This is a genomic window from Streptococcus sp. STC1396 (genome assembly GCF_058933875.1).
On record NZ_JBZYCU010000007.1, the window covers coordinates 54017 to 80380 of the forward strand.

At 46.1% G+C, this 26364-nt stretch carries 21 protein-coding genes; 11 read left to right on the forward strand and 10 right to left on the reverse strand.

Annotated elements, in window-relative coordinates; translation table 11 throughout:
* Positions 1 to 11 precede the first annotated feature (11 nt).
* The 3 genes from AC5FEC_RS03785 to hutI form a co-directional block, all read right to left on the reverse strand.
* Positions 12 to 509 carry a single-stranded DNA-binding protein gene (locus AC5FEC_RS03785; RefSeq protein ID WP_037616061.1) on the reverse strand — a complete coding sequence of 166 codons (498 nt, stop codon included), beginning with the start codon at positions 507 to 509 and terminating at the stop codon, positions 12 to 14.
* Positions 510 to 521: 12 nt separating this feature from the next.
* Entirely contained in the window at positions 522 to 812 is a 291-nt protein-coding gene (gene rpsF, locus AC5FEC_RS03790) for a 30S ribosomal protein S6 (RefSeq protein ID WP_037616059.1), read from the reverse strand.
* 178 nt (positions 813 to 990) lie between these two features.
* A complete protein-coding gene (gene hutI / locus AC5FEC_RS03795) occupies positions 991 to 2256 on the reverse strand; it encodes an imidazolonepropionase (RefSeq protein WP_234550319.1) in 1266 nt (421 codons plus the stop codon).
* 201 nt (positions 2257 to 2457) lie between these two features.
* Here hutI and hutU point away from each other — a divergent pair, with 201 nt between their 5' ends.
* The 8 genes from hutU (at position 2458) to AC5FEC_RS03835 (ending at position 12735) form a co-directional block, all read left to right on the forward strand.
* Positions 2458 to 4488 (forward strand): urocanate hydratase, encoded by a 2031-nt coding sequence (hutU, locus tag AC5FEC_RS03800; protein ID WP_493661347.1) that lies wholly within the window; start codon positions 2458 to 2460, stop codon positions 4486 to 4488.
* Positions 4489 to 4610: 122 nt separating this feature from the next.
* Positions 4611 to 5510: a glutamate formimidoyltransferase gene (ftcD, locus tag AC5FEC_RS03805; protein ID WP_037616053.1), complete on the forward strand. Its 900-nt coding sequence runs from the start codon at positions 4611 to 4613 to the stop codon at positions 5508 to 5510.
* Positions 5511 to 5524: 14 nt separating this feature from the next.
* A complete protein-coding gene (locus AC5FEC_RS03810) occupies positions 5525 to 6151 on the forward strand; it encodes a cyclodeaminase/cyclohydrolase family protein (RefSeq protein ID WP_002926667.1) in 627 nt (208 codons plus the stop codon).
* A 66-nt stretch (positions 6152 to 6217) separates the two neighbouring features.
* Complete coding sequence (locus AC5FEC_RS03815; protein ID WP_493661348.1) at positions 6218 to 7891, forward strand: formate--tetrahydrofolate ligase; 1674 nt, start codon at positions 6218 to 6220, stop codon at positions 7889 to 7891.
* A 12-nt stretch (positions 7892 to 7903) separates the two neighbouring features.
* Positions 7904 to 8503: a HutD/Ves family protein gene (locus tag AC5FEC_RS03820; RefSeq protein WP_493661349.1), complete on the forward strand. Its 600-nt coding sequence runs from the start codon at positions 7904 to 7906 to the stop codon at positions 8501 to 8503.
* Between the two features lie 88 nt (positions 8504 to 8591).
* The gene (locus tag AC5FEC_RS03825) at positions 8592 to 9932 is read left to right on the forward strand and encodes an APC family permease (protein ID WP_493661350.1); all 1341 of its coding nucleotides are present in this window, start codon (positions 8592 to 8594) and stop codon (positions 9930 to 9932) included.
* A 35-nt stretch (positions 9933 to 9967) separates the two neighbouring features.
* Positions 9968 to 11509, forward strand: a complete 1542-nt coding sequence (hutH, locus tag AC5FEC_RS03830; protein ID WP_493661351.1) for a histidine ammonia-lyase — start codon at positions 9968 to 9970, stop codon at positions 11507 to 11509.
* A gap of 236 nt (positions 11510 to 11745) precedes the next feature.
* Positions 11746 to 12735: a formimidoylglutamase gene (locus tag AC5FEC_RS03835; RefSeq protein ID WP_493661365.1), complete on the forward strand. Its 990-nt coding sequence runs from the start codon at positions 11746 to 11748 to the stop codon at positions 12733 to 12735.
* Between the two features lie 84 nt (positions 12736 to 12819).
* On the opposite strand, the gene AC5FEC_RS03840 is transcribed toward AC5FEC_RS03835, so the two are convergent.
* The gene (locus AC5FEC_RS03840) at positions 12820 to 15873 is read right to left on the reverse strand and encodes an ATP-binding protein (RefSeq protein ID WP_493661352.1); all 3054 of its coding nucleotides are present in this window, start codon (positions 15871 to 15873) and stop codon (positions 12820 to 12822) included.
* Positions 15874 to 16611: 738 nt separating this feature from the next.
* Here AC5FEC_RS03840 and AC5FEC_RS03845 point away from each other — a divergent pair.
* Genes AC5FEC_RS03845 through AC5FEC_RS03855 form a run of 3 tightly spaced genes read left to right on the forward strand, consistent with a single transcriptional unit; the run spans position 16612 to position 19023 of the window.
* Positions 16612 to 17661, forward strand: a complete 1050-nt coding sequence (locus tag AC5FEC_RS03845; RefSeq protein WP_493661366.1) for a glycosyltransferase — start codon at positions 16612 to 16614, stop codon at positions 17659 to 17661.
* Positions 17658 to 18569, forward strand: a complete 912-nt coding sequence (locus AC5FEC_RS03850; RefSeq protein WP_493661353.1) for a phosphodiester glycosidase family protein — start codon at positions 17658 to 17660, stop codon at positions 18567 to 18569. The genes AC5FEC_RS03845 and AC5FEC_RS03850 overlap by 4 nt, the downstream gene beginning before the upstream one ends.
* Positions 18550 to 19023 carry a hypothetical protein gene (locus tag AC5FEC_RS03855; protein WP_493661354.1) on the forward strand — a complete coding sequence of 158 codons (474 nt, stop codon included), beginning with the start codon at positions 18550 to 18552 and terminating at the stop codon, positions 19021 to 19023. Before AC5FEC_RS03850 ends, AC5FEC_RS03855 begins: the two co-directional genes overlap by 20 nt.
* A 94-nt stretch (positions 19024 to 19117) precedes the next feature.
* Here the strand turns inward: AC5FEC_RS03855 and AC5FEC_RS03860 are convergent, their stop codons facing one another.
* From AC5FEC_RS03860 to metE, 6 genes are all read right to left on the reverse strand, one after another.
* Positions 19118 to 19720: a histidine phosphatase family protein gene (locus AC5FEC_RS03860; protein WP_493661355.1), complete on the reverse strand. Its 603-nt coding sequence runs from the start codon at positions 19718 to 19720 to the stop codon at positions 19118 to 19120.
* On the reverse strand, positions 19717 to 20313 hold the full coding sequence (locus tag AC5FEC_RS03865) for a histidine phosphatase family protein (RefSeq protein ID WP_493661356.1): 597 nt from the start codon (positions 20311 to 20313) through the stop codon (positions 19717 to 19719). The genes AC5FEC_RS03860 and AC5FEC_RS03865 overlap by 4 nt, the downstream gene beginning before the upstream one ends.
* A gap of 11 nt (positions 20314 to 20324) precedes the next feature.
* Positions 20325 to 21167, reverse strand: coding sequence for an HAD family hydrolase (locus AC5FEC_RS03870; protein ID WP_493661357.1), 843 nt, complete (start codon positions 21165 to 21167; stop codon positions 20325 to 20327).
* Between the two features lie 15 nt (positions 21168 to 21182).
* Positions 21183 to 22649, reverse strand: coding sequence for a glycoside hydrolase family 1 protein (locus tag AC5FEC_RS03875; RefSeq protein ID WP_493661367.1), 1467 nt, complete (start codon positions 22647 to 22649; stop codon positions 21183 to 21185).
* Between the two features lie 141 nt (positions 22650 to 22790).
* A complete protein-coding gene (gene metF / locus AC5FEC_RS03880) occupies positions 22791 to 23669 on the reverse strand; it encodes a methylenetetrahydrofolate reductase [NAD(P)H] (protein WP_234549795.1) in 879 nt (292 codons plus the stop codon).
* A 139-nt stretch (positions 23670 to 23808) separates the two neighbouring features.
* Positions 23809 to 26061: a 5-methyltetrahydropteroyltriglutamate--homocysteine S-methyltransferase gene (gene metE, locus AC5FEC_RS03885; RefSeq protein WP_493661358.1), complete on the reverse strand. Its 2253-nt coding sequence runs from the start codon at positions 26059 to 26061 to the stop codon at positions 23809 to 23811.
* Positions 26062 to 26364 lie beyond the last annotated feature (303 nt).

Consider the following 26364-nt stretch of genomic DNA (forward strand, 5'->3'; position numbering starts at 1 on the left):
TAGTTTTTCCCTTAGAAAGGCAGATCATCATCTGAGATGTCCATTGGATTTGAGTTACCAAAAGGACTCTCATCACGAGAAAAGTTTGGTACTTGGTTAGACAACGAACCAGCGTTACCATAGTTTGGTGCAGAATTCCCGCCGAAGCTATTGCTGCCATACCCACCTGAAGACTGGCCTTCGCGGCTAGCTCGGCTTTCCAGAAGCTGGAAATTGTCCGCTACGACTTCTGTAACATAAACACGCTGACCTTGCTGATTTTCGTAATTACGGGTCTGAATGCGGCCGGTAATTCCAATCAGGGCGCCTTTTTTAGCCCAATTTGCAAGATTTTCTGCCTGCTGACGCCAGATGACAACATTGATAAAATCCGCTTCGCGCTCACCACTTTGGTTTTTAAAGTTGCGATTGACAGCCAAAGTAAAGGTTGCGACCGCTTGATTTTGCGGAGTATAGCGAAGCTCGGCATCTCGGGTCATCCGACCCACAAGTACAACGTTATTAATCATGAGTCTACCTTCTTAAGCGTCAAGTTTGACGATCATGTGACGAAGAATGTCAGTGTTGATTTTTGAAAGACGGTCAAACTCTTTAAGAGCTAGGTCTTCGTTTGTTTCAACGTTTACGATGTGGTAAAGTCCTTCACGGAAATCTTGGATTTCGTATGCAAGACGACGTTTTTCCCAGTCTTTTGATTCAACAACAGTTGCACCGTTGTCAGTCAAGATAGAGTCAAAGCGTGCTACCAAAGCGTTTTTAGCTTCTTCTTCAATGTTTGGACGAATAATATAAAGAATTTCGTATTTTGCCATTGATTTTTCCTCCTTTTGGTCTAATGACCCCGAGACTTTGCAAGGGGTAAGTGAGGTTTGCTCACAAATAATAATTATAACAGACTTTCAGAGGAATGGCAAGAGAAATTTTTGAGATTGATAAAACTCTCCCTGTCACCAGAGAGAGTCCGAAAAATACGATTCGATTGTATAGTGATTAGACAATCCGACCTTGGTCAACGACTAGTTTTCCAGCCTTGTAGACCTGATGGGTCAGGTTGGTAGCAAAGAAGTAGAGTGGGTAGTCGATATTCTTTGCATCCAAGATAGTGATGTCGGCCTGCTTGCCAGTGTCAAAGCTACCAATCTTATCTTGGCGGTTGACTGAGTATGCAGCATTGATGGTTACAGCATTTAGAACTTCCACCGGTGTCAGGCGCATCATAAAGCACCCTAGCTGCATCACAAACTGCAGGTTAGCCGTTGGGCAGGAGCCCGGATTACTGTCGGTGGTCAAGGTAATAGCCATGCCAGCCTCCAGCATCTTGCGAGCTGGCGCATAAGTATCTTCCATCAGACTGAAGGTCGTTGCTGGCAGAAGATTCCCGATAACCTTGGCTTCTGCCATCTTGCGAATGCCATCATCAGTCGCCATCATCAGATGCTCTGCACTAGTTGCCCCCAGTTCAGCTGCTACATCCACTCCGCCGATAGACTCGATTTCATCAGCATGGATGCGGAGCTTGAAGCCCATTTCCTTAGCTTTCGAAAGCAGGTAACGTGACTCATCAGCTGTAAAGACACCTTTTTCACAGAAAATATCGCAGAACTCAGCTAGATTTTCTTCTTTTACCCGTGGCAGCATTTCTTCGACGATTAGCTCCAGATATTCTTGAGAGCGACCTTTATATTCTGGTGGAACGGCGTGGGCAGCCATAAAGGTCGAAACTAAATCAATATCATGGTCGCGGTCTAGAGCCCCAACAACATCCAGCTGACGCCTCTCTGTTTCCCAGTCCAGACCATAGCCACTCTTAGCCTCAACGGTTGTCACCCCATGCAAAAGCATATAGTCCAGCAGTCTCTTAGACTTATCATAGAGAGTGTCAAAAGAAGCTTCTCGCGTCGCCCGGACTGTGCTGAGGATACCACCACCTTGGGCAAGAATATCCAGATAAGAAACACCAGCTAGCTTCTTAGCAAACTCGTGCTCCCGGCTGCCGCCGTACACTAAGTGAGTGTGACAGTCAATCAAGCCCGGTGTGGCAATCTTTCCTTCAAAAGACTTGATCTGGGTCTCTGGTCCAACCAAGCTGGCATCCGGCTCACCGCTGCCGACGGCTAGGATTTTGCCGTCTTTGACTGCAATATAGCCGTCTTCTAAGACCTGAGCTTCTTTCATCTCTGCACCAAAAAGGGGATGTCCGAGATCCTTGGGACAGAAGACTTGATTAAAGTGAGTTAATAGTAAATCAGCAGTCATGCTTGTTCCTCCGTTTCGTTTTCCAACATACTTGCTTTTCATCATAATACACTATCGTCAAATTATAGTCAAAAGTTTCTAAAAGGCGGTAGACTATATTTTTTTACTGATTTTATCATTTTCTTGACTCTTTATGGACGAGCCTCTTGTATAATAAGCTCGAAACATGTTTTATACCGAAATTTAAAGGAGGATTTTTTCATGTCATACTTTAGTGAAAATGAAATTGCAGCAGCTATGACCGTCAAATTAGACGATGTTCTACCTGAAAAAACGGTTTTCCAAGAAGGTATCCGTCGAGCACCAGACCGGGGCTTCCGTTTGACGCAAGCTCAGACCGAAATTGCTCTTAAAAATGCCCTTCGCTATATTCCTAAAAAATTCCACGAGGAAGTGATTCCAGAATTTTTGGAAGAATTGAAGACTCGCGGACGGATTTACGGCTACCGCTGGCGGCCAAAAGAACGCATCTACGGTAAACCAATTGACGAGTATAAAGGAAACTGTACTGCAGCCAAAGCTATGCAAGTCATGATTGACAATAACCTGAGCTTTGAAATCGCTCTTTATCCTTATGAATTAGTCACTTATGGAGAAACTGGTTCTGTCTGCGCCAACTGGATGCAGTACAATCTAATCATGAAATACTTAGAAGTCATGACCGACCACCAAACCTTGGTTGTAGAATCTGGTCACCCTGTTGGTCTCTTCAAATCTAAACCAGAAGCTCCACGTGTTATCATCACCAACGGTCTTTTAGTCGGTGAGTACGACAACATGAAGGATTGGGAAATTGCAGAAGAAATGGGCGTGACCAACTATGGTCAAATGACAGCCGGTGGCTGGATGTACATCGGCCCTCAAGGTATCGTCCATGGTACTTTCAACACTCTCCTCAATGCTGGACGCTTGAAACTGGGTGTAGCTGATGATGGCGACCTGACAAGCAAACTCTTCATCTCTTCTGGTCTGGGCGGCATGAGTGGAGCTCAAGGGAAAGCAGCCGAAATTGCTAAAGCTGTAGCAATCGTGGCTGAAGTAGACTATTCTCGGATTGAAACCCGCCACTCACAAGGCTGGATTAGCCAATTAGCCGAAAGTCCAAAAGAAGCAATCGACTTAGCTCAGAAAGCTCTGGAAGCTGGCGAATCAACTTCCATTGCCTATCATGGTAACATCGTAGACCTCTTAGAATATGTCAATGAACATAAGATTCATGTTGATTTGCTGTCTGACCAAACTTCTTGCCACAACGTCTATGACGGTGGCTACTGTCCAGCTGGCATCAGCTTTGAAGAACGGACTCGCCTCTTGGCTGAGGACAAGGAAACCTTTGCTAAGCTAGTTGATAAGACGTTGGCTCGCCACTTCAAGGCTATCAAGACCTTGACGAATAACGGAACTTACTTCTTTGACTATGGTAATGCCTTTATGAAGGCAGTCTATGACTCTGGTATCAAAGAAATTTCTAAGAATGGTTTTGATGACAAAGACGGCTTTATCTGGCCATCTTATGTAGAAGATATCATGGGTCCAATGCTCTTTGACTATGGTTACGGTCCTTTCCGTTGGGTATGTCTGAGTGGTAAGCATGAAGACTTGGTAGCTACTGACCATGCAGCTATGGAAGTAATCGACCCTAACCGCCGCTACCAAGACCGCGACAACTACAACTGGATTCGCGATGCAGAAAAGAACCAGCTGGTTGTTGGAACTCAGGCTCGGATTCTCTACCAAGACTGTATGGGCCGTGTCAATATCGCCCTCAAGTTCAATGAATTGGTACGGGAAGGCAAGATTGGTCCTGTCATGATTGGCCGTGATCACCACGACGTATCTGGTACTGACTCACCATTCCGTGAAACTTCAAATATTAAGGACGGTTCTAATGTTACTTGCGACATGGCGGTTCAATGTTACGCTGGTAACGCAGCCCGCGGTATGAGCTTGGTGGCTCTTCACAACGGTGGTGGAACTGGTATCGGTAAGTCTATCAACGGCGGCTTTGGCTTGGTTCTGGACGGCAGCGAACGCATTGATGAAATCATCAAGTCTGCTATCGCTTGGGATACCATCGGTGGAGTTGCACGTCGTAACTGGGCTCGTAATGAACATGCTATCGAAACAGCTATCGAGTACAACCGTCTCAACCAAGGAACAGACCACATCACGATTCCATACTTGACTGACGAAGATTTGGTCAAAGAATCTGTTAAGAAATTGTTTAAATAGACGGATATCCTTTCCTCCTACTTTCGACCTGAGCTGGATATCAAATCTGGCTCAGGAGGAGGTTCTGCTTCATTAAGTTCATATTATAAATTAAAATTATTGATATCACGAGGTAATATCTTATGGCAAAAATTGTTGAATGTATTCCTAACTTTTCTGAAGGCCGCAACCAAGCGGTCATTGACGGTTTAGTGGAAACAGCTAAGAGCGTGCCAGGCGTAACACTTTTGGACCACTCTTCTGATGCCAGCCACAACCGCAGCGTCTTTACCTTGGTCGGTGACGATCAAAACATTCAGGAAGTTGCCTTCCGTCTGGTCAAATATGCTTCTGAAAACATTGACTTGACCAAGCACCAGGGCGAACATCCTCGTATGGGCGCAACTGATGTCCTGCCTTTTGTACCGATTAAGGACATCACAAGTGAGGAATGCGTAGAAATTGCGAAGACAGTGTCTGAGCGCATCAACCGCGAGCTCGGTATTCCTATCTTCCTCTATGAAGATGCAGCGACTCGTCCTGAGCGCAAGAATCTGGCTAAGGTTCGTAAAGGGCAATTCGAAGGCATGCCAGAAAAACTCTTGGAAGCTGACTGGGCTCCTGACTACGGCGAAAGAAAGATTCACCCAACTGCTGGTGTCACTGCTGTCGGAGCTAGAATGCCGCTCGTTGCCTACAACATCAATTTGGATACAGACGATTTGGAAATTGCCAATAATATTGCCAAAATCATCCGTGGATCAAGCGGTGGCTACAAGTACTGTAAAGCTATCGGTGTTATGCTGGAAGACCGCAACATTGCTCAGGTTTCTATCAACATGGTCAATCTAGAAAAATTCCCGCTCTATCGTGTCTTTGAAACAGTTCGCTTTGAAGCGAAACGCTATGGAGTTGGCATCCTCGGCTCAGAAGTCATCGGTTTGGCTCCAGCCAAGGCTTTGATTGACGCAGCAGAATACTATCTGCAAATCGAAGATTTTGACTACGGCAAGCAAGTTCTGGAAAACCATTTGCTGGGCTAGGAGGACAGAAACCTATGAAATTAGTAGATTTAAGTTTGACAGAATTTGCCCAAGTCCTCGGCTCAGATGCTCCTGCACCAGGAGGCGGCTCTGCCGCTGCTCTTTCCGCAGCGAACGGTATCTCCCTGACTAAGATGGTTTGCGAATTAACCCTTGGCAAGAAAAAATACGCAGAATTTGAAGCAGAAATTGCTCAAGTGCACGCAGAAAGTGCCCGCCTGCAAGAAAGCTTGCTCGCAGCTATTGATAAGGACACCGAAGCCTTCAATCTGGTCTCCGCCGTCTTTGATATGCCTAAGGAAACAGAGGAAGATAAGGCTGCCCGTCGAGAAGCTATGCAACAAGCCCTCAAGGAAGCGACCAAATCACCTTATGGCATGATGGAAGACATCTTGGCTGCCCTGCAAACGACTCAAAAGGCTGTCGGTAAATCCAATACCAATGCTGCCAGCGACCTGGGGGTAGCAGCTCTCAACCTCAAGGCTGGACTGCAAGGCGCTTGGCTCAATGTCCTCATCAACCTGTCAGGTGTCAAGGATGAAGCATTCGTCGCAGACTACCGCAGCAAGGGTGAAGAGCTCCTGCAAAAAGGCTGCGCTCTAGCCGATGAAATTTATCAAGAAATTTTGAAAGTTGTCTAATAGATAAACGGAAGAGAAGTCCATTTTTTCCATTAATGAACTTCCTTCTCCTCAAGAGGTAACAATATGGTTTTATCAGATATTGAAATCGCGAATTCGATTCAAATGAAGCCCATCAAAGAGGTGGCAGAAAAGCTAGGAATTGCTGAAGACGCCCTGTCTCTTTATGGAAATTACAAGGCAAAAATCAGTGCTGGCCAACTGGAAGCCTTAAAAGACAAGCCAGACGGCAAACTGATTCTCGTGACAGCTATTTCTCCGACACCAGCTGGAGAAGGTAAGACCACGACTTCTGTCGGACTGGTCGATGCTCTGGCTGCTATCGGTAAAAAAGCCGTTATCGCTCTGCGGGAGCCTTCACTCGGACCTGTCTTTGGTATCAAGGGCGGAGCTGCTGGCGGTGGTCACGCTCAAGTTGTACCCATGGAGGACATCAACCTCCACTTCACTGGTGACTTTCATGCCATCGGTGTTGCCAACAATCTGCTGGCGGCTCTCATTGACAACCACATCCACCACGGCAATGCCTTAGGCATCGACTCTCGCCGCATCACTTGGAAGCGGGCAGTGGATATGAATGACCGGCAGCTGCGCCACATCGTAAATGGCTTGCAGGGCAAGGTCAACGGTGTTCCACGTGAAGATGGTTTTGACATTACAGTTGCTTCTGAGGTTATGGCTATTCTCTGTCTGTCAGAAAATATCACTGACCTCAAGAACCGTTTGGAAAAGATTATCATTGGCTACAGCTTTGACGGTAAGCCAGTAACTGCCAAGGATCTAAAAGCTGGTGGCGCTATGGCGGCTGTGCTCAAAGACGCTATCCATCCAAACTTGGTTCAAACTCTGGAACACACACCAGCCTTGATTCACGGCGGACCATTCGCCAACATTGCTCATGGCTGTAATAGTGTCCTAGCTACCAAGCTGGCTCTCAAATATGCCGACTATACAGTCACAGAAGCTGGTTTCGGTGCTGACCTCGGTGCTGAAAAATTCATTGATATCAAGTGTCGTACATCTGGTCTTCGTCCATCGGCTGTAGTTCTGGTTGCTACTATCCGCGCTCTCAAGATGCACGGTGGTGTGGCTAAGAGTGATCTGGCTGAAGAAAATGTCCAAGCCGTTGTAGATGGTCTGCCAAACTTGGAAAAACATCTGGAAAACATTCAAGACGTTTATGGCCTGCCAGCAGTCGTTGCCATCAATAAATTCCCACTGGATACCGAAGCAGAGTTGCAAGCAGTTTATGACGCCTGCCAAAAACGCGGGGCTGACGTAGTAATTTCCGACGTTTGGACAAATGGCGGAGCCGGCGGTAAAGAACTAGCTGAAAAAGTCGTTGAATTGGCCGAAGGAGACAATCACTTCCAATTTGTATATAATGAAGAGGACTCCATTGAGACCAAGCTCAACAAAATTGTTACTAAGGTCTATGGAGGCAAAGGCGTTCGCCTGACTCCTGCCGCTAAACGTGAGCTCAAACAACTGGAAGAACTGGGCTTCTCCAACTATCCTATCTGTATGGCTAAGACTCAGTACTCTTTCTCAGACGATGCTAAGAAACTGGGCGCACCTAAAGACTTTGTTGTGACTATCAGCCAGCTAAAAGTTTCTGCCGGTGCAGGATTCATCGTCGCTCTGACTGGTGCAATCATGACCATGCCAGGGCTGCCTAAAGTTCCTGCCAGCGAAAAAATTGATGTTGACAAAGACGGCAATATCAGCGGTTTGTTCTAATAAATACCAAAAATGACAAATGTAACCCTTCTAAGAGCAAAGGATTTTCAAGTTTCCGATTGGTCGGGGGGAAAGACAAAACAGCTTTATCTTTCCCCGCCAACTGGCCACTATGGTAAGCGGGACTTTGACTATCGGCTCTCAACAGCAACTGTGGAGTTGACTGAAAGTCAGTTTTCTGACCTCAGCGGCTTTCACCGCATTCTCATGAGCCTGGACCACACACTTCATCTCCACAATGCCAGCCGGCAGGAGGAAACGGTTCTAGCTCCCTTTACCCCCTATCTCTTCGAAGGGAGTGATTCTATCACAAGTCGGGGGACTTGTACCGACTTTAACTTAATCTACAGCGACCATTATCAGGGACAGATGATTGCCATCTCAAATGGGCAAGAGCTTAGCCGAGATGACGAAATTCAATTTATCTATGCCTTAGGTAATTTGACGGTGACAGGAACAAACCTGCCAGCGCTTAATCTAGAGGCAGACGAGCTTCTGATAGTGGAACAAGAGACTCAGGCAACTGAGCTGCAAATAATGTTTTCAAGCAACCAACCAAAAGGTATTCCTCTTGCTATTTGGGCTGGTTTAAAACACATCCCCGCTAAGTAAAGATACAGCGATGATGTAAGCTTGGCTTGTCACCGCCCTATCTTTACTTGGAAGGGCTATCCCATATCTCTAAAGGAGAAACATTATTATGGATGCAACTAAACTCACTGCACAAGAACAAGAACAGGAAAAAGCGAAATTCAGTTTTTCCGGTGCAACTCTCTACGGTATCAACGCCGTTATCGGTTCAGGGATTTTCCTCCTACCGCAAAAAATTTATAAAGGACTTGGTCCTGCCTCTCTAGCTGTCATGCTTGGAACAGCCTTCCTCGTTATTCTCCTAGCCGTCTGCTTGGCAGAAACTGCAGGTTATTTTAATAAAAACGGCGGAGCTTTCCAATATTCCAAAGCGGCCTTTGGAGACTTTATCGGCTTTAATGTAGGTTTTCTAGGCTGGGTCGTAACCATCATCGCTTGGTCAGCAATGGCTGCCGGCTTTGCCCGACTCTTCGTCATTACCTTCCCGGCTTTTACTCCTTACGAATTGGTCCTTAGTATCACTTTGATTGTCTTGCTTAGCTTGATGAATATTGCTGGTTTGAAGACCTCTAAATTTTTCACACTGGCTGCAACTGTAGCTAAGTTGATTCCAATCATTGCCTTTGCAGCCTGTGCTCTCTTCTTTATCAAAGGTGGAATAGACAAAGGAAACTTCACTCCTTTCCTACAGCTTGAACCTGGAACCAATGTCATGACTGCTATTGCCAACACAGCCGTCTATATCTTCTATGGCTTCATTGGCTTTGAAACCATGTCTATCGTTGCCGGTGAGATGCGCAACCCAGAAAAGAACGTGCCTCGGGCTATCCTAGGCTCCATTAGTATCGTTTCAGTCCTTTATATGCTCATCATCGCTGGAACCATTGCCATGCTGGGTAACCATATCCTGCAAACAAATGCTTCTGTACAAGATGCCTTTGTCGCAATGATTGGCCCTGCTGGAGCTTGGATTGTCTCTATTGGTGCCCTTATCTCAATCGCCGGTCTTAATATCGGGGAATCCATCATGGTACCGCGTTATGGTGCAGCCATCGCAGATGAAGGCTTGCTCCCTAAGAAAATTTCAGAAACCAACTCTAAAAACGCTCCTGTTGTTGCAATTATCATTTCTGGAGCATGTGCCATCGCCCTACTCTTCTCTGGTAAATTTGAAGAATTAGCAACCCTCAGCGTGGTCTTCCGTTTCTTCCAATACATTCCAACTGCTTTGGCGGTCTTGAAACTCAGAAAAATGTATCCAGAAAAGAAGGTTGTCTTCCGTGTACCATTCGGCCCTGTCATCCCTGTCTTAGCTGTTGTTGTCAGCCTCATTATGATTGTGGCTGACAATCCAATGAACGTGGTTTACGGTGTCATTGGAGCTGCCGTTGCTAGCTTAGTCTACTACTTCATGCACGGTCGAAAACGGCTTTCTACTAACCCTGACTAACTCTAAGCGCTCTATCCCATAATGGAGGATTCTACATGTCAAAATTGATTCATTTAGACGGAAATAGTCTAACACTTGAAGATGTTATCGCAGTAGCCCGACATGGAGCCACCTGCGAAATCAACCAAGATGCTAAAAAAGCTGTAGAAGCTTCCCGCAAAATCGTGGATGACATCGTTCGCGAAAAACGGGTAGTCTACGGTGTCACGACTGGATTTGGCTCTCTCTGCAATGTCAGCATCTCACCAGAAGATACGATCCAGCTGCAGGAAAACCTCATCCGTACCCATTCTTCAGGTTATGGCGATCCCCTACCTGAAGATGCAGTCCGTGCCATCATGTTAATTCGGATTAATTCCCTAGTCAAGGGCTACTCTGGCATTCGTCTCTCTACTGTCGAAAAGCTTCTGGAATTGCTCAATAAAGGCGTCACACCTTACATTCCAGAAAAAGGCTCTCTGGGAGCTTCCGGTGACTTAGCACCACTAGCTCACATGGTTCTGCCTATGCTAGGACTAGGTCGCGCTTACTACCAAGGTGAATTACTCTCTGGACAAGAAGCTTTGGACAAGGCCGGTATCGAGAAAATTGCTCTAGCAGCCAAGGAAGGGCTGGCGCTGATTAACGGTACGACTGTCCTGACAGGTATCGGAGCTCTGGCTACCTACGATGCCATCCAGCTTCTTAAGCTGTCAGATGTCGCTGGCGCTCTTTCCATGGAAGTTCACAATGGGATTACCAGTCCTTTCGAAGAAGACCTGCATACCATTCGACCTCAGAGCGGACAGCTGGCTACAGCCCGCAATATCCGCAACCTTCTAGAAGGCAGTGGAAATACGACCGTAGCCACTCAACAACGGGTCCAAGACCCATATACCCTGCGTTGTATTCCGCAGATTCATGGTGCCAGCAAGGACTCTATCGCTTATGTCAAGACCAAGGTTGAGATTGAAATCAACTCCGTTACAGACAACCCCATCATTACTAAGGAAGGCCATGTTATCTCAGGCGGTAACTTCCACGGAGAACCAATGGCACAGCCATTCGACTTCCTCGGCATCGCTATTTCTGAAATCGGAAATGTATCCGAGCGTCGCGTGGAACGTCTGGTCAACAGCCAACTGAGCAAGCTCCCATCCTTCTTGGTGAAACACCCAGGACTCAACTCTGGCTTTATGATTACCCAGTATGCTTGTGCTTCACTCGCTTCTGAGAACAAGGTCTTGTCTCATCCAGCCAGCGTAGACTCTATCCCATCTTGTGAGAACCAAGAAGACTTTGTCAGCATGGGAACAACCGCAGCACGTAAGGCAGCTGAGATTCTCAAGAATTCTCGCCGCATCGTGGCAACAGAAATCATGGCAGCCTGCCAAGCTCTGGATTTAAAACCAGAAAACCATGAACTAGGCAAGGGAACCAAGCCAGCCTATGACCTCTTCCGTCAGCATGTCCGCTTTATCGAGTTTGACAAGGACATCGAAATCTACGAAGAGCTCAACAAGGCTTCTGAGCTGATTGAAAGCGAAGAATTCCTAGCAGCAGTTGAAAAAGCTGTGGATCTGAGCATTCAGTTCTAAAGCTGATAACTCTTTGAAAATCAACCTTTGACTGCATTAAACCTCTTTGATGAACTTCAGTTCTATCTGCAGTAGCTTGCCTTGTCAAACATCGATTTTCTTTGAGTATGAAAAACTATCATAAGAAGCCCGCTCCCGTTCAGCTGGGCTTCCTTTTTCTGCCAAAAGTCATTGACAGGCTTGGTGGAAACTCTTATAATAAAATCGCAAGTATCGTTATGGAAAAGGATAAAATCATGTTAGAAGATTACTATCAGCTAGATAACAGTTACTATCATCGGGGACTAGAGGATAATTTATATGCTGCCAAGTGGGGTATGGTTATTGAGTTTTTGGACTTGAATGATCCGAAGTTGACACCTTTTGACGGCATCAACTTTGCCCTGATTGGCTTTAAAAGCGACAAGGGAGTCTATATTAACCACGGCCGAGTGGGGGCAGTCGAAGGCCCTCAGGCTGTCCGAACCCAGCTGGCTAAACTCCCTTGGCACCTAGGCAGAAACGTCCGCGTCTTTGATGCCGGCGATATTGACGGCCCTAACCGCTCTCTAGAGCAGTTGCAGCAGAGTCTGGCTCGGGCTGTCAAACGCCTGCGGGAGCTCAATCTTCGGCCTATCGTTCTGGGCGGTGGCCACGAAACAGCCTATGGTCACTATCTAGGCCTCAAGTCTTCGCTAGCTCCTGACCAAGACTTGGCCGTCATCAATATGGATGCCCATTTTGACTTGCGCCCCTATGACCAGACTGGTCCTAATTCCGGTACTGGTTTTCGCCAGATGTTCGATGACACTCTGGCTCAGAAGCAAGTCTTTAACTATCTCATCTTAGGGATTCAGGAGCACAATAACAATCTCTTTCTCTTTGATTTTGTAGCCAGATCCAAAGCCATTCAGTTTCTGACTGGGCTGGATATCTACAAGATGGGGTACAAGGAGGTCTGCAAGATTGTCGATGCCTATCTGGCCGACAAGGAGCACGTCTATCTGACCATTGATATTGACTGCTTTGCTGCCGGGGCTGCTCCTGGTGTCAGTGCTATCCAGTCGCTGGGGGTCGACCCCAATCTCGCAGTTTTAGTCTTCCAGCACATTGCTGCTTCAGGCAAGCTGATTGGCTTTGACATCGTGGAGGTCTCCCCGCCTCATGATATTGACAATCACACGGCTAACCTAGCCGCTAGCTTCGTCTTTTACCTGACCCAGGTTTGGGCTCAGGTACATGACTGATCGTCTTTCGATGGGACTTTTAACAATTTTGCTATTATATTTTAGAAACATAAAAGAGGATGAAAATAGTTTCATCCTCTTTTACTATCTATTTGCTTCCTGAGACAAGCTCAGGTGCAAGTTTTCTAATTCTTTTAGCTGGTGACGGTCACGGTAGGGATTTAGGTGGCTTTTAGCCGTATCATAGTAGGACTCAAAGTCCTGAGCCAGCAAGTCTTCAAATCTAGCTTCCTGCAAGTTGCCAGTCAACAAACGATATTTAATCACAGCCATCAGATAGTAAATCAGCCCCTTGTCCCGCGGATTACCATAGCGACTGATAAGATTATCCTTTTTCCGCAACAGCTCTAGCACAGGCTGGTAAGCGCCCTTCTCACAGCCAATCAGAGCCAGATAGACTTCCAGCTGAGCCTCTTTCCATGGAAAACTGAGGGTTTCCAGCGCTTTTTTAGCCTTAAGAAAAATCTTCTCCGCCTGCTCATGATCCCCCAGCCAGTAATAAGTCATACCCAAGCCAATATAAAAGGCAAAAATCGAAGGCTCTGATGTTTTATTTTCTGTTAGCTCAATTGCCTCCTTTTGATGGACCAATGCTGTCGTGAAATTCCCACGGATCTGCTCAATTTCCGCTAGATAATCCAAGGCTGCTGCAATCTGAATCGAATACTTGGAGCGAAGCGAGGCCGTCAGACTGAAACAGTCGATAGACCGGTAAAGGTGATGAAGTGACTGCTCCTCGTCTCCAATTATGAGATGATAAAGCCCCTTAAGGCGGAGGTTGATAGCAATGGCCTCGTGATTATTGGCCTGCACCGAAGCATCTAGAGCCAAATCTGTATAATAGCGCATCTCTGGGATATTTTCTGTCTGGATACAGTAGTAGATCATCTGCCGATAACCTTCTAGAAGAAAGTCCATCTGCTGCAGCTCCTTGGCCGAGGCAAGCACCTGCTGAATATTGTCCATCCCCTGCTGATAATTTCCTGTCCGGATGGCATAGCGTCCTTCCAGATAGAGAAAGCGGAGAACCAGCAACTGAAACTCCTTGTGATTCTGATGTTTTCTTTCCAACTCTTGTATTTGCCGACGGATGCGGTCAAACTGGTCCAGAACCGCCGATTGATTGGCATCGTCCGTCTTTTCGATAAAGCCAAACTCCCGTGAATAAATCGGAAAGAGTTCGTGATGAAACTGCAGGGTGGCTTCCAGATAATGCAGCTCATATTCCAGAGACTTGATGGCCTGCTTGGCCATCTTGTAGTGATAGGCAATGTCATTGAGCAGTTGGGCATGATAGAAAGAGCTTCCCAGCTGGTCTTCCATACTCTGAGCAATCTGGTGATGCAGCATCCGCCTCTTTGCCAGCGACAAGCGTTCATAGGCATAGATCTGCAGAAGCTCCTGACTGAACCGCAGCATCAACTTCTCTTCTTGCTCCTCCTCTATCAACAGCTGCTTCTGTCTCAACTCCTCAGTGATTTCAACCACCTCTTCCATAGGCAAAGCCAGCAGCTTACCCAAGAGCGAAAGCGAAGCAGAAATGCTGAAGCAAGCAAGATAGTCTACCAGTTCCTCCTCCCCGCTGCTCAAGTAGTCCAGCTTCAAAGACAGCTTAGCCCTGATAGCGGGAGTCAGCGGATGAAACTTTTCTCCTCGCAAGAACTGCTTAGCATACTCCGTCAGAAAGAAGGGAATGCCCTGACTAACCCGATAAATATCCTCAAGCTGCTGCTCAGACATAGCCACCTGACCTGTCTGCGCCTGTAAGTAAGCCACACTGTCCTGAAACTTCAGCGACTGCAGTTGAATAAAATCTAACTTATTACGAACCAGCAAGTGATTGAAAAAATGTTCCAGATAAGGTGGTGTACTCAGATGCTTGGTCAAAACAAAGGCCACAGGATAGTCACTCAGATGATTCATGACCTGCTTCAGGACAGCAGCACTAGCCGCATCCATCCAATGGCAGTCCTCTATCAAAATGACCAAGGCCTTTTTCTTGGAAATTTTCTGTAAGATATCCACCACAAACTGAGCCAGCTTATCCGCATCTAGCTGAACTCCAGAGGCACCCTCTATCAAAATCGGGAAATAACTTTCTAAAATGACCTGCCACTGGCTAAGAGAGAGGATCTGGTGCTGAATGACCAAGTCACCCAGTCCATCTAGCAAGCCACGCCAAGGCTGCAGAGCTATCTTCATCTCATCCTTGAAGCACTCAGCCATGACAATCTGGAAATCCTTGGTCTGATTGGCCAGCACTTGGCGAGTCACCGTCCGCTTACCAATACCAGTCCCTCCGACTAGGACCAAAGCACGCGCCTCTTGGTCCTCTAAAATCTTAGAAAAGTAAGACTCCAAGCGCTTGATTTCATCTACCCGACCGAAAAAGTGGTCCGTATTGCGCAGAAACTGCTTGGTCTTGCGCTCGCTACGATCCTTGGCAAGCACTTCGTGGTAAAGTTGCTGGATAGCCTCATTAGGACTGATGCCCAGCTCCTTGTCCAAAAGGTTCACCAATTTATAATAGGTCTCAATTACCTTGCCGGGCCGTTCATTCTCCTGATAGAACTTCATCAGCAGGTGATAGTTCTTTTCATCAAACTCATCAATACTAATCAAACGGTGTAAATTTTGCTCTGTTTCTTCCAAATCCAGCTGGTTGTTTCCCTTTTCGAGCTGTTGGTAGCAGGCTTGGATATACAGCTGCTCATATCGGGTTCGCATCTTGGAAACCCAATAATCAAAGGCCTCACTATCCTTGAGATAAAAGCCCTGCAGAAAATCCCCCTGATAGAGCGACAGATGCTCCGCAGGATTGTCTGAAAAGAGCTCCACATCACTTTCAATTCTACACTTAGGATTGAGCGACAGAACCGTCCGGTTGGGAGCGATAATCCAGTCCCCGCCCAGCAGTTTATTGGTCTGATAGATAGTATTGCGCAGATTTTTTTTGGCAGTCTGATTGTTTTTATTTTCCCAGAGAATCCCTGCAATCTCCTCCCGATTGACTGTTCCATTGATATGAAGATAGTAAAGCAGGGCATTGATTTTGGCAAAAGGGAAAAAGACTTCCTCTTGATTAAGAAAGACAGTCGGATTTCCTAGTAATTTCAACCTTAAAAGAGCTTTGTCCATGAAAACGCCTCCAAAAAAGCTTATAAAACTAATATAAACAAAAAAAGACAGTTTAGCAAGTAAATTATTATACTAACCCCTAATTTACAGTTTTTAAATTGCTTATCGTTAGGGAGCCGTCCTTATAAGACGAAAATATAATTTTAAAAAGGAACTTATAAAGAAGTACCTCCTTCTGTTCCTTTTCTCCTTCTACGCATAATCGGTTGGAAATGCGTGAAACAATCCTAGACCCATGGTAGTATGTAGGAAGCTGCCTATAGGATTGTTGGCCTATCGGCCTTGTTAAGCAGCCACTTCATCGTTAGTTTGATAACTGTTGACAATCGGTTTTGCTGTATACCTAGCCCCAGTCAAAAACTTATCTACTCGAATAGAAAAAGTAGAACGTATAAAAAAACGACTGGGATGAACAGAGCTACTTATAACGGACAGTGTAAAAAATTTATATACTGTTCTTATAAGGAGGCTCTTTTCTTAGGTTTGAATTGTCAAATTAAGTGCACAATTTTACCATAAAATACTTCATAAGGAGTTTTCCAGCTAAGTAATTTCTACTCTAATTTATGCCTCATTCCTCAAAATCGTCTCTATATTTCCTTTTCAAAAGTATTTCGATCTTATCCATTCCACGTTCTTTCCTTAAAAAAAATTTAACTTTTTCTTAAAGCTAACTGATATCAGCTAGCTTTAAGCCGCAGTCTGTATACTTTCTACAAATCATCTAAGAAAGAGGTACTGATTATGGACTATCTAGTGATTCCGGCTTATGAGCCTGATTATAATCTTATTAAGCTGATAAAAAAAATTCACCATAAGAGTGATTTTCATATCATTGTTATCGATGACGGCAGCTCTTCCAAATGCCAGACAGTCTTTGAGAAGGCTGAACAATATGCAACTGTCCTCCATCACGAGAACAATCAAGGCAAGGGGCAAGCGCTGAAAACTGCTTTTACCTTTATCCAAGCACTGAAGATATACGGAACGGTTATCACAGCAGATGCGGATGGCCAGCACAAGGTTTGGGATATTTTCCGCGTAGCAGCCAAAGCTTCTGAAAATCCCAATCAGCTGATTCTGGGCGCACGCGCCTTTACTGGCAAGGTGCCTCTGCGCAGCCGATTCGGCAATAGTCTGACTCGGGCTCTCTTCAAACTTCAGACTGGCGTGGGTGTCTCCGATACTCAGACAGGCTTGCGAGCCTTTACGACCAATATGATTCCCTTTATGCTAAAGGTAGAGGGCCAGCGCTATGAGTATGAAATGAACATGCTCTTAGAAGCCAGCAAGGAATATCCCATTTTGGAAGTGCCCATTGAGACGGTCTATATCAATGACAATCAAGGCTCCCACTTCCGACCAATTCGGGATGGACTCATGATTTATAAAAATATTTTCAAATTTGCCCTGACTTCTCTCAGCAGTTTCGTCGTTGACTACATCGTCTATGCACTGGCTCTCTTGTTTTTAACTGCTGTGCCGACCAGCATGAGAATTCTTTTAGCTAACGGGATTGCCCGCGTGACCAGCTCAATCTTTAACTATTCGACCAATAAAAAGCTGGTCTTTAAGAACGACGACAGTATACTCAAGACAGGAACCGGCTATTTCAGCCTAGCTGTAGTGCTCTTTATCCTAGATACACTGCTGATTCGCCTCTTCTACGCTGTCTTTGGTATTAATCTTCTGATTGTCAAAATCATCGTCGGCATCTTACTCTTCACCGTCTCCTGGATGGTGCAAAAGAGATTTATTTTTAAGGAAAGGACACACACCACATCATGAAATTTTTAAAGAAACGCTATGCCTATGCCTCCATTTTCGGGTTGCTCCTGACAGCTTCCTTCAGCTACTCCATGCTGAAAACCTTTGTCATCGCTGAAACTATTTCTACGGTTTCAAGCGCAAGTTCGTCGTCCAATGCCGAGGCTGCCAGCAAGGCTGCGGAGACAGCAACAGTGACGGATACCAGCTATTCAGACGACAACATCTCGGTCACATTGACTGAAAAGACCGTCAGCAACACCCAAGTCTACATCGCTGATGTGACCGTCAGCTCATCAGAATATCTGAAAACGGCCTTTGCCCAAAACACTTACGGAAACAATGTCACAGCAAAAACCTCGGAAACGGCTGCCAACAACAATGCTATCCTAGCGGTTAACGGCGACTACTACGGAGCCAACACAACTGGCTATGTCATCCGCAATGGCGTCGTCTACCGCGATACCGTCCGAGAAGACTCCAGCAATGGGGATTTGGCTATTTACAAAGACGGCTCCTTTAAGATTGTCTATGAAGACCAAGTCTCTGCCGATCAACTGGTCAAAGACGGTGTGGTCAATCTCTTGGCCTTCGGCCCAGCTCTTGTAGAAAATGGTGAGATTGTCGTTAATACCAAGTCCGAAGTCGGCCAGTCCATGTCTTCAAATCCACGGACAGCCATCGGTATCATTGATGAAAACCACTATATCATCATCGTTTCAGACGGACGCACCTCAGAAAGCGAGGGACTTTCCCTCTACCAGATGGCAGAAATCATGAAATCTTACGGTGTCAAGACCGCCTACAACCTTGATGGCGGCGGCTCCTCTACACTTTACTTTAACGGTCAGGTCATTAACAAACCTACAACCAACGGAAATACTATCTCAGAAAGGTCGGTGAGTGATATTGTCTACATCGGTTACTAATCCCAGCAAAAAACGTTTTAGAAAAACAGCCCTTATCTACGCACTGTTAACTATTTTCTTCTTTGCATTTAGCAGAATCTATGAATCCTTCAGTTTCGGCGAAACATCTAGCCACATGCACTATCTCTTTGCCATTCCTCTAGCAGGCGGCATCCTCCTTCTGCTCTTCATGAAGGTCATCCCTAATCTCTCTCGGCTCAGCCTCAACCTCTGGAACTCAGCTGTAGCCATCATAGCAGCAGGCATGCTCTTTCGTGGCATCGTCAATCTGTCTGGCCGCTCCACGACACTGGATATGCCCTACTGGTACGTAGGAGTAGCCTTTGCAGCTCTGGCACTACTCTCCATGGTCTTTACTCGAAGTGTGTGGGAGGCGGAAGAGCAAGCTCAACCAATACCCAGCAAAAAAGAAGACGCAAAACTAAGTCGCCGTGAAACCTACAGTCAAGTATAAACCAAAAAACCTCAGAAAAAAAGCTGAGGTTTTTAATGTGGGGATCATCCTTCTGATCATTTATCTCTATGAATAGTTAGGTAAATCTGCTTCTTCATTCACACTCATACACATCACCCGTCAGTGGGTCAATGACTTCTGCCAGCTTAAAATGTCCCTGCTCATAATGGTAATGGCAGATAGCGCAGTTGCCAAAGCGCACCTTGGGATCCAGAGATTGAGCCGCAATCTTGAGATAGAAGGCCCACATGGCACCGCCGTGGCTAACAGCCAAGACTGGCTCTGCTCCTGCCTGCTCCATAACCTCGGTCAGAGTGACTAGCATGCGCTCACCGACTTGGTCCACACCTTCTCCGCCATAAGGAACGAAAAGATCTTCAAATGACGTAGCTCCTGGTCGAAATTTCGGCTGCAAACGTTCAGGCTGGGCCTCAAAAAGACCAAAGTTCCATTCTTTAATACCCTTAAGGCGAGTATAGTCGGTTCGGCCGGAGACGAGTTCTAAGGTATCGGAAGCTCGCTCCTGGGTGGACGAGTAGAGAGGACCAAAACGAATGCCCCGCTCTTTCAAATACGCTCCTGCCTGCCGGGCTTGGTCCTGCCCCAGTTCTGTCAAAGGAGAGTCGCAAACTCCCTGCACCAAGCCTTCTTGGTTGAAAAAAGTCTGGCCGTGCCGCATCAAATATAAATCTTTCATTTTCCCTCCCAATCGCTAAAATCGTGACCAATCACTTCTTCAAGGTAGAATTGATCATTCTCAAAGGTAAACTTCAAAATCCCACAGTTGGTCATGTGACCTAGGTCATCCAGACGCCAGTTTTTCCGCCAAGCTCTGGCAAAATTGGCCATGGCCCCGCCATGGGAGACCATGAGCACAGACTGACCGTCTGTCTCTTGCATGAGCTGAAGAATGGTCGCTGCCATGCGCTCCCGCACCTGTTCTTGCGATTCACCGCCATAGGTAACAAAGAAATCTTCATAGGGCAGGGGCGGATTGAGATCTTCACTTTCCCCTTCAAAGGTACCGAAGTTCCACTCCTTGAGCCCCTTTATACGCTTATAGGGAAGCTTCCCGTCTGTTACCAATTCCAAAGTATCACAAGCTCGCTCCTGAGTAGAACTGTAGGCGTCGTCAAACGTAATACCGGCATCCTTAAAATATTGCCCTGCCACCTTGGCCTGATAAATACCAAAATCAGTCAGAGGAGCATCACACCAGCCCTGCACCTTATGGCGTAGGTTGAAAAGCGTTTGGCCATGCCGCATCAGATAAAGGGTTTTTGCCATCATTCATATCTCCTTTAGATGAGTTCTAACTTATCAAATGCCTTGTAGAGACCGTCTTGGCTGACCGAGTCTGTCATCAGATCGGCCATGGCCTTGATTTCCGCTCCGCCATTTCCCATAGCAACTCCGATCTGACAATAGTCCAGCATAGGAATATCAACCTTGGCATCGCCAAAAGCCAGAGTATCCGCCTTGTCAGCATCCAGATGCTTCAGCAGAACCTCAATAGCATGCGCCTTGGTAATGTCTTTGACACCCAAATCACCAAAGAGAGTATGCTCCCCCTTGCCTCCCCAAGTACCCGCCTTGAGCTCAGGAAAAGCTGCCTTAGAATCCAGGTGGTCTTGGTAACTCTTTAGGATAAAGCTGACTTTGTTCAGGTCGTCCCGATAGAGATCCCCACCATAAACCAGACCGTGAAGAGCTTCTTCTGCCTCCATATTTACAACTTCTTCTGGCTTGGCACCTTTTCCAAGAACGTAGGTTCGAAGCACCGGTCGCGCTGCTTCGCGGAAGCCCCTGCTTGCAAAGAGACCATTATTGCTCTCTAGGTAAAACTCTAGCCCCCGCTCTTGAAGCCAGTCGACTAGCCTTTTAGCGACATCTCGCGGAATCAGCTGGTGTAGGATGACCTGCCCCTCATGCTCCACATAAGAGCCGTTGCCACCAATCATGCCATCAAAGCCAATATCCCAAATTTCCGGCGACATCTCAGCCTTGCTGCGACCTGTGCAGACATAAACCAGATGGCCCTTTTCCCGTGCCTTCCGAATGGCAAGCACAGCTGAATCCGGTATATGATTATCGTAGTCGATGAGGGTCCCATCCACATCCAGAAAGATGATTTTTCTCGTCATAAAGCCCTCTGCTTCCTAATCATTCAAGATAGACGCGCCATTTGTCTCAATGACTTTCTGATACCAGAAGAAAGAGTCCTTGCGGGAGCGATCATAGCTCCCATTCCCCTCATCGTCTGCATCAACATAGATAAAGCCATAGCGTTTGCTCATTTCTGAAGTGGAAGCGGATACTAGATCAATACAGCCCCAAGGCGTGTAACCCATGAGCTCCACTCCGTCCTCAATCGCTTCATACATTTGCTCAATATGGGCCTTCAGGTAATCAATCCGGTAACTGTCATGAATAGAGCCATCTGCTTCTACCTGATCCAGCGCTCCCAAGCCATTTTCTACGATGAAGAGAGGCACTTGATAGCGGTCATATAGTTTATTTAAGGTAATGCGCAAGCCAACTGGATCAATCTGCCAGCCCCAATCAGAAGCTTCTAGGTAAGGATTCTTTTCACCCAGTGAGAAATTCCCAGCGGTCTTTTCCCCTTCTCCTTCTGTCACCCGTGCTACAGAAGACATGTAATAGCTAAAGGACATGAAGTCTACTGGGTAGCGGGCTAAGAGCTCCAAATCCCCATCCGCTATCTCTAATGTAATGCCATTTTCTTTAAAGAACCGCTTGGCATAGCTTGGGTATTTACCACGAACCTGAACATCAGAGAAGAAGAGATTTTCATGGTCTTTTCGGATCTCTTCCATGACATCCAGCGGATTGCAAGTCGCTGCATAGGCCTGCATTCGAGCCAGCATCATGCCGACTTGGAAGTCAGAGTTGATTTCCCGCGCAGCTTTAACAGCCAGACTGGAGGCCACAAACTGATGGTGAGCTGCCTGATAAAGGTCTTGGGCATTTTGCTGTCCATTTTCAAAGAGAAGACCGCCTCCGACATAGCCAGACAAGCCCATGATATTGATTTCATTAAAAGTCAGCCAGTATTTAACCTTATCTTTATAACGCTCAAAAACGGTCCGCACATAACGCTCAAAGAAGGCAATCACTCGGCGGTCCTTCCAGCCGCCGTATTCCAAAGCTAGATGAAGAGGCGTTTCATAGTGGGAAAGGGTCACCAAGGGCTCGATGCCATATTTATTGAGTTCATCAAAAACTGCGTCATAGAAAGCCAAACCTTCTTCATTGGGCTGGGCTTCATCCCCCTTGGGAAAAATCCGGCTCCAAGCAATAGACAGGCGGAAAGTTTTGAAGCCCATTTCTGCAAAGAGAGCAATGTCTTCCTTGTAACGGTGGTAAAAATCAGAACCCCAGCGCTTAGGATAAAGGCCTTCCTTGTCTGCCAAAGCCGCCATTACCTTGGCCTTAGTCATCGGAGAGGCAAAATCTTCAAAACTCTGACGCTCCTCAGGCCGGACTGCCTTGGCCGTATCAGATGTTGCAGGTCCACGGCCTCCTAGATTCCAGCCACCTTCGTACTGATTAGCCGCTGTAGCACCACCCCAGAGAAATCCTTCTGGAAACTGTTTTTCTGTCATCATGATTACCTCTATCTTCTTTTTATTCTATTATATTACTATTTGGAAGCCTTTTCCTATAAGATTATTGGGAATACTGATACTATTCTACTACAAAAACCACCAACCAGCTGACTGCTGATTGGTGGTTCTAAGATTGGATTAAGCCAGCTCGATAGAAGGCTGGTGATTAAAAAGGGCATGGGTCGCTTGATGGATATATTTGGCAGTCTCTGCATTATTCATTGTATAAAGATGGACGCCAGCTACATCCTGAGTGACCAAATCCACAATTTGATCCACTGCATAGGCTAGGCCTGCTGCCCGCAACGATTCTGGATCATGTTCATACTTATCCAAAATAGCCTTAAATTTCCTTGGTAGCTTGATATTCTCACAGCTCTTGATCAAGCGCAAGGCCTGATTTCGGTTGAGAATGGGCATAATCCCAGCGTGGATGGGCACTTCAATACCCGCTAAAATACACTTGTCCTGAAAATCATAAAAGCGCTCATTGTCAAAGAAAAGCTGGGTCACCAGACTAGAACAGCCAGCATCCACCTTCCTTTTCAGGTGTTGAATATCCGAAATCTGATTAGGCGAATCTGGATGGCCCTCTGGATAGCAGGCACCAATGATGTCAAAATGCGGCGCTTCTTCCTTGATGTACTTAATCAAGTCAGTCGCGTATTTAAAGTCATCTTTGGGAGCTACATCTGGGAAAATATCTCCCCGCAGGGCCAATATATTGTGCACACCAACCTTATCCAGAGCCTGGAGCGTATCTGACACCATTTCCTTGGTCAGATAGACCGCAGGCAGGTGGGCAATGGTCGGAATCTTCAAGTCGTTATAGATGAAGTCAGCCAACCGAACCGTCGTCTCCTCAATATTAAACTTATTATTACTAGCGGTCACACTGATAAAGTGGGGCGCAATATCCTGCATTTCCCGAAGAGCCTGTATAATTTTTTCATTGCCTACTGCTGGATTAGGAGGAAATACTTCAAATGAGAGACTGGGTGTATGATGACGAACCATAAAACTAAAAATTCCTTTCAATGATGCTAGCGATAAACTGGAGACAATCCTACAAGATTCGTTTTGGCAGGATTGCCAGTATCGATTCAACTGTTTCAGTTATCCTCCATGAAAATCGCCATTTGATGTTCGAAGAGGATTATTTCAAGTGTTTTCTAGCTGCTTTAGCTGCTTCTACTAAGCGCTCCAAGCTAGCCTTAGTTTCCGGGATACCACGAGTTTTAAGACCACAGTCAGGGTTAATCCAGACCTTGCTGCTTGGCACCTTAGCCAAGATAGCTTCGATCGTATGGTCAATTTCCCCTTCGTTAGGCACGCGCGGTGAGTGGATATCGTAAACTCCAGGCCCTACTTCTGTCTGGAAGTTCTTAGCCTTGAGCTCGTCCAAGATTTCCAGGTTAGAGCGACTCGCTTCAAAGGAAATCACGTCCGCATCCATATTGTCGATAGCAGGGATGATATCTGTAAATTCTGAGTAACACATGTGAGTGTGGATTTGCGTATCTGGCGCGACAGTTGAGTGTACCAGACGGAAGGCTGGAATTGCCCAGTCAAGGTAGTCTTCATACCAGTCGCTGCGACGGAGTGGCAATTTCTCACGGAGAGCAGCCTCGTCGATTTGGATAATCTTAACACCTGCAGCTTCAAGATCAAGCACTTCATCTTTGATAGCAAGTGCGATTTGAAGAGTTGAATCCTTGATAGAGATGTCTTCACGTGGGAATGACCAGTTGAGGATGGTTACAGGTCCAGTCAACATACCTTTGACAGGTTTGTCAGTACGGCTTTGTGCGTAGCTAGACCATTTGACAGTGATTGGGTTGAGACGAGTCACATCACCCCAGATGATTGGTGGTTTCACCCCACGCATACCGTATGATTGTACCCAACCATTCTTAGAGAAGAGGTAACCTGACAGGTTTTGACCAAAGTACTCAACCATGTCATTACGCTCAAACTCACCGTGAACAAGTACGTCAAATCCAACTTCTTCTTGCCATTTAATCCATTCATCAATCTGCTCAGCCAAGAACTTGTCATAGTCCTCTGCTGACAGCTCACCCTTACGGAAGGCCAAACGTTTGGCACGGACTTCCTTAGTTTGAGGGAATGAACCGATCGTTGTTGTTGGAAGAGCTGGAAGTTTGAAGGCATCTTCTTGGATGGCTTCACGTTCAGCAAAGGCTGGCAAACGAGTGTAGTCTGCATCTGTCAAGCCAGCGATACGCGCACGAAGTGCCGCATTTTCACCAACACGTTCAGTCGCAAAGAGTTCTTTGTTGGCTGCAAGGACTTCTGCACCACCACCATTGCGGATAGCATCCAAGTCACGGATTTCATCCAATTTTTCCACCGCAAAGGCAAAGTGGTTCAAGATTGTTGGTTCAAATTCTTCATTAGCCGTTGTAAATGGCACATGGAGAAGTGAGCATGAGCTTGTCAAGACAATGTTTTCAGCTGGGATTTGCTCAAGAATAGCCAAGCTCTTTTCGTAGTTGTTGCGCCAAATGTTCTTACCATTGACAATCCCTGCGTAGAGGGTCTTGTCAGCTGGGAAGCCAGACTCTACCAACTCCAGCGTTTTCTTGCCTTCGACAAAGTCCAGACCAATCGCATCTACTGGCAACTCTACAAGGTCTGCATAGATGTCACGAACGTCACCAAAGTAGGTTTGAACCAAGACTTCCAAGCCTTTCTTGTCTGCCAAAAGCTTCTTATAAAGGTCCAAGAAGAGAGCTTTTTCTTCAGCTGTCAAATCTTTGACAAGAGCCGCTTCATCGAGTTGGATACGAGTCGCACCAAGGGCTGCCAATTTGGCAAAAACTTCTTGGTAAGCAGCCACAAAGCTGTCTACGAAGTCTTCTGCTTTGACACCTTCTTCGAAGTCTGACAATTGAAGGAAAGTAAATGGACCTACAAGGACAGGACGAGTGTTAAGACCAAGGTCTTTTGCTTCTTGGAACTCATCAAAGATCTTGTGTCCTGCAAGTTTTACTTGAGTGTCTTTTTCAAATTTAGGAACGATGTAGTGATAGTTAGTGTTGAACCATTTCTTCATCGGAAGGGCACGAACATCCCCTTTTTCACCTTGGTAACCACGCGCCAAAGCAAAGTAGCGCTCAAGGTCAGACAAGTCCAAGTTTTGAACAGAAGCTGGAACCACGTTAAAGAGGAAGGCTGCATCGAGGAAGTTGTCATAGTGAGAAAAGTCGTTTGATGGGATTTCAGTGATGCCTTTTTCTTTGACAATGTTCCAGTGTTTGGCACGCAATTCTTTCGCTGCTGCCAAAAGTTCTTCTGCTGAGATTTCATTTCTAAAGTATTTTTCAGTTGTAAATTTCAATTCGCGGAATTCGCCCAAACGTGGGAAACCAATGATAGTCGTTGACATAAACGTCCTCCAAAATTTATTGTTGAAACTATCTTAACAGAAAAGAAAGCGCCTGTATAATTGGAATTTCCCAGAGTTTGATATAGCCTAAAACTATATCTCAAAAGAGAACGCACTGTTAAACCGCATCATTACTGCTCCTATGACCAAAAATTATGCCTTGTTATAGTCAAAACTTATGGCTGTAACAGAAAAAAGCAAGCCCGAAAGCTCACTAATTCTTGTTCTTCTCTTTGGGATAATTTCAGATTCGCCACTCATGTCTTTAAAAACTCCGTTCACACCGCTTAGGTTATCTGGATT

Bases quoted from the DNA above. Each gene is read 5' to 3' on its own strand.
- AC5FEC_RS03865 (WP_493661356.1), bottom strand. From the start codon at position 20,313: ATGATGGCAAAAACCCTTTATCTGATGCGGCATGGCCAAACGCTTTTC.
- AC5FEC_RS03820 (WP_493661349.1), top strand. From the start codon at position 7,904: ATGACAAATGTAACCCTTCTAAGAGCAAAGGATTTTCAAGTTTCCGAT.
- AC5FEC_RS03785 (WP_037616061.1), bottom strand. From the start codon at position 509: ATGATTAATAACGTTGTACTTGTGGGTCGGATGACCCGAGATGCCGAG.
- AC5FEC_RS03875 (WP_493661367.1), bottom strand. From the start codon at position 22,649: ATGACAGAAAAACAGTTTCCAGAAGGATTTCTCTGGGGTGGTGCTACA.
- hutU (WP_493661347.1), top strand. From the start codon at position 2,458: ATGTCATACTTTAGTGAAAATGAAATTGCAGCAGCTATGACCGTCAAA.
- AC5FEC_RS03870 (WP_493661357.1), bottom strand. From the start codon at position 21,167: ATGACGAGAAAAATCATCTTTCTGGATGTGGATGGGACCCTCATCGAC.
- hutH (WP_493661351.1), top strand. From the start codon at position 9,968: ATGTCAAAATTGATTCATTTAGACGGAAATAGTCTAACACTTGAAGAT.
- ftcD (WP_037616053.1), top strand. From the start codon at position 4,611: ATGGCAAAAATTGTTGAATGTATTCCTAACTTTTCTGAAGGCCGCAAC.
- AC5FEC_RS03835 (WP_493661365.1), top strand. From the start codon at position 11,746: ATGTTAGAAGATTACTATCAGCTAGATAACAGTTACTATCATCGGGGA.
- AC5FEC_RS03810 (WP_002926667.1), top strand. From the start codon at position 5,525: ATGAAATTAGTAGATTTAAGTTTGACAGAATTTGCCCAAGTCCTCGGC.
- metF (WP_234549795.1), bottom strand. From the start codon at position 23,669: ATGGTTCGTCATCATACACCCAGTCTCTCATTTGAAGTATTTCCTCCT.
- AC5FEC_RS03850 (WP_493661353.1), top strand. From the start codon at position 17,658: ATGAAATTTTTAAAGAAACGCTATGCCTATGCCTCCATTTTCGGGTTG.
- AC5FEC_RS03860 (WP_493661355.1), bottom strand. From the start codon at position 19,720: ATGAAAGATTTATATTTGATGCGGCACGGCCAGACTTTTTTCAACCAA.
- AC5FEC_RS03825 (WP_493661350.1), top strand. From the start codon at position 8,592: ATGGATGCAACTAAACTCACTGCACAAGAACAAGAACAGGAAAAAGCG.
- AC5FEC_RS03840 (WP_493661352.1), bottom strand. From the start codon at position 15,873: ATGGACAAAGCTCTTTTAAGGTTGAAATTACTAGGAAATCCGACTGTC.
- AC5FEC_RS03815 (WP_493661348.1), top strand. From the start codon at position 6,218: ATGGTTTTATCAGATATTGAAATCGCGAATTCGATTCAAATGAAGCCC.
- hutI (WP_234550319.1), bottom strand. From the start codon at position 2,256: ATGACTGCTGATTTACTATTAACTCACTTTAATCAAGTCTTCTGTCCC.
- rpsF (WP_037616059.1), bottom strand. From the start codon at position 812: ATGGCAAAATACGAAATTCTTTATATTATTCGTCCAAACATTGAAGAA.
- metE (WP_493661358.1), bottom strand. From the start codon at position 26,061: ATGTCAACGACTATCATTGGTTTCCCACGTTTGGGCGAATTCCGCGAA.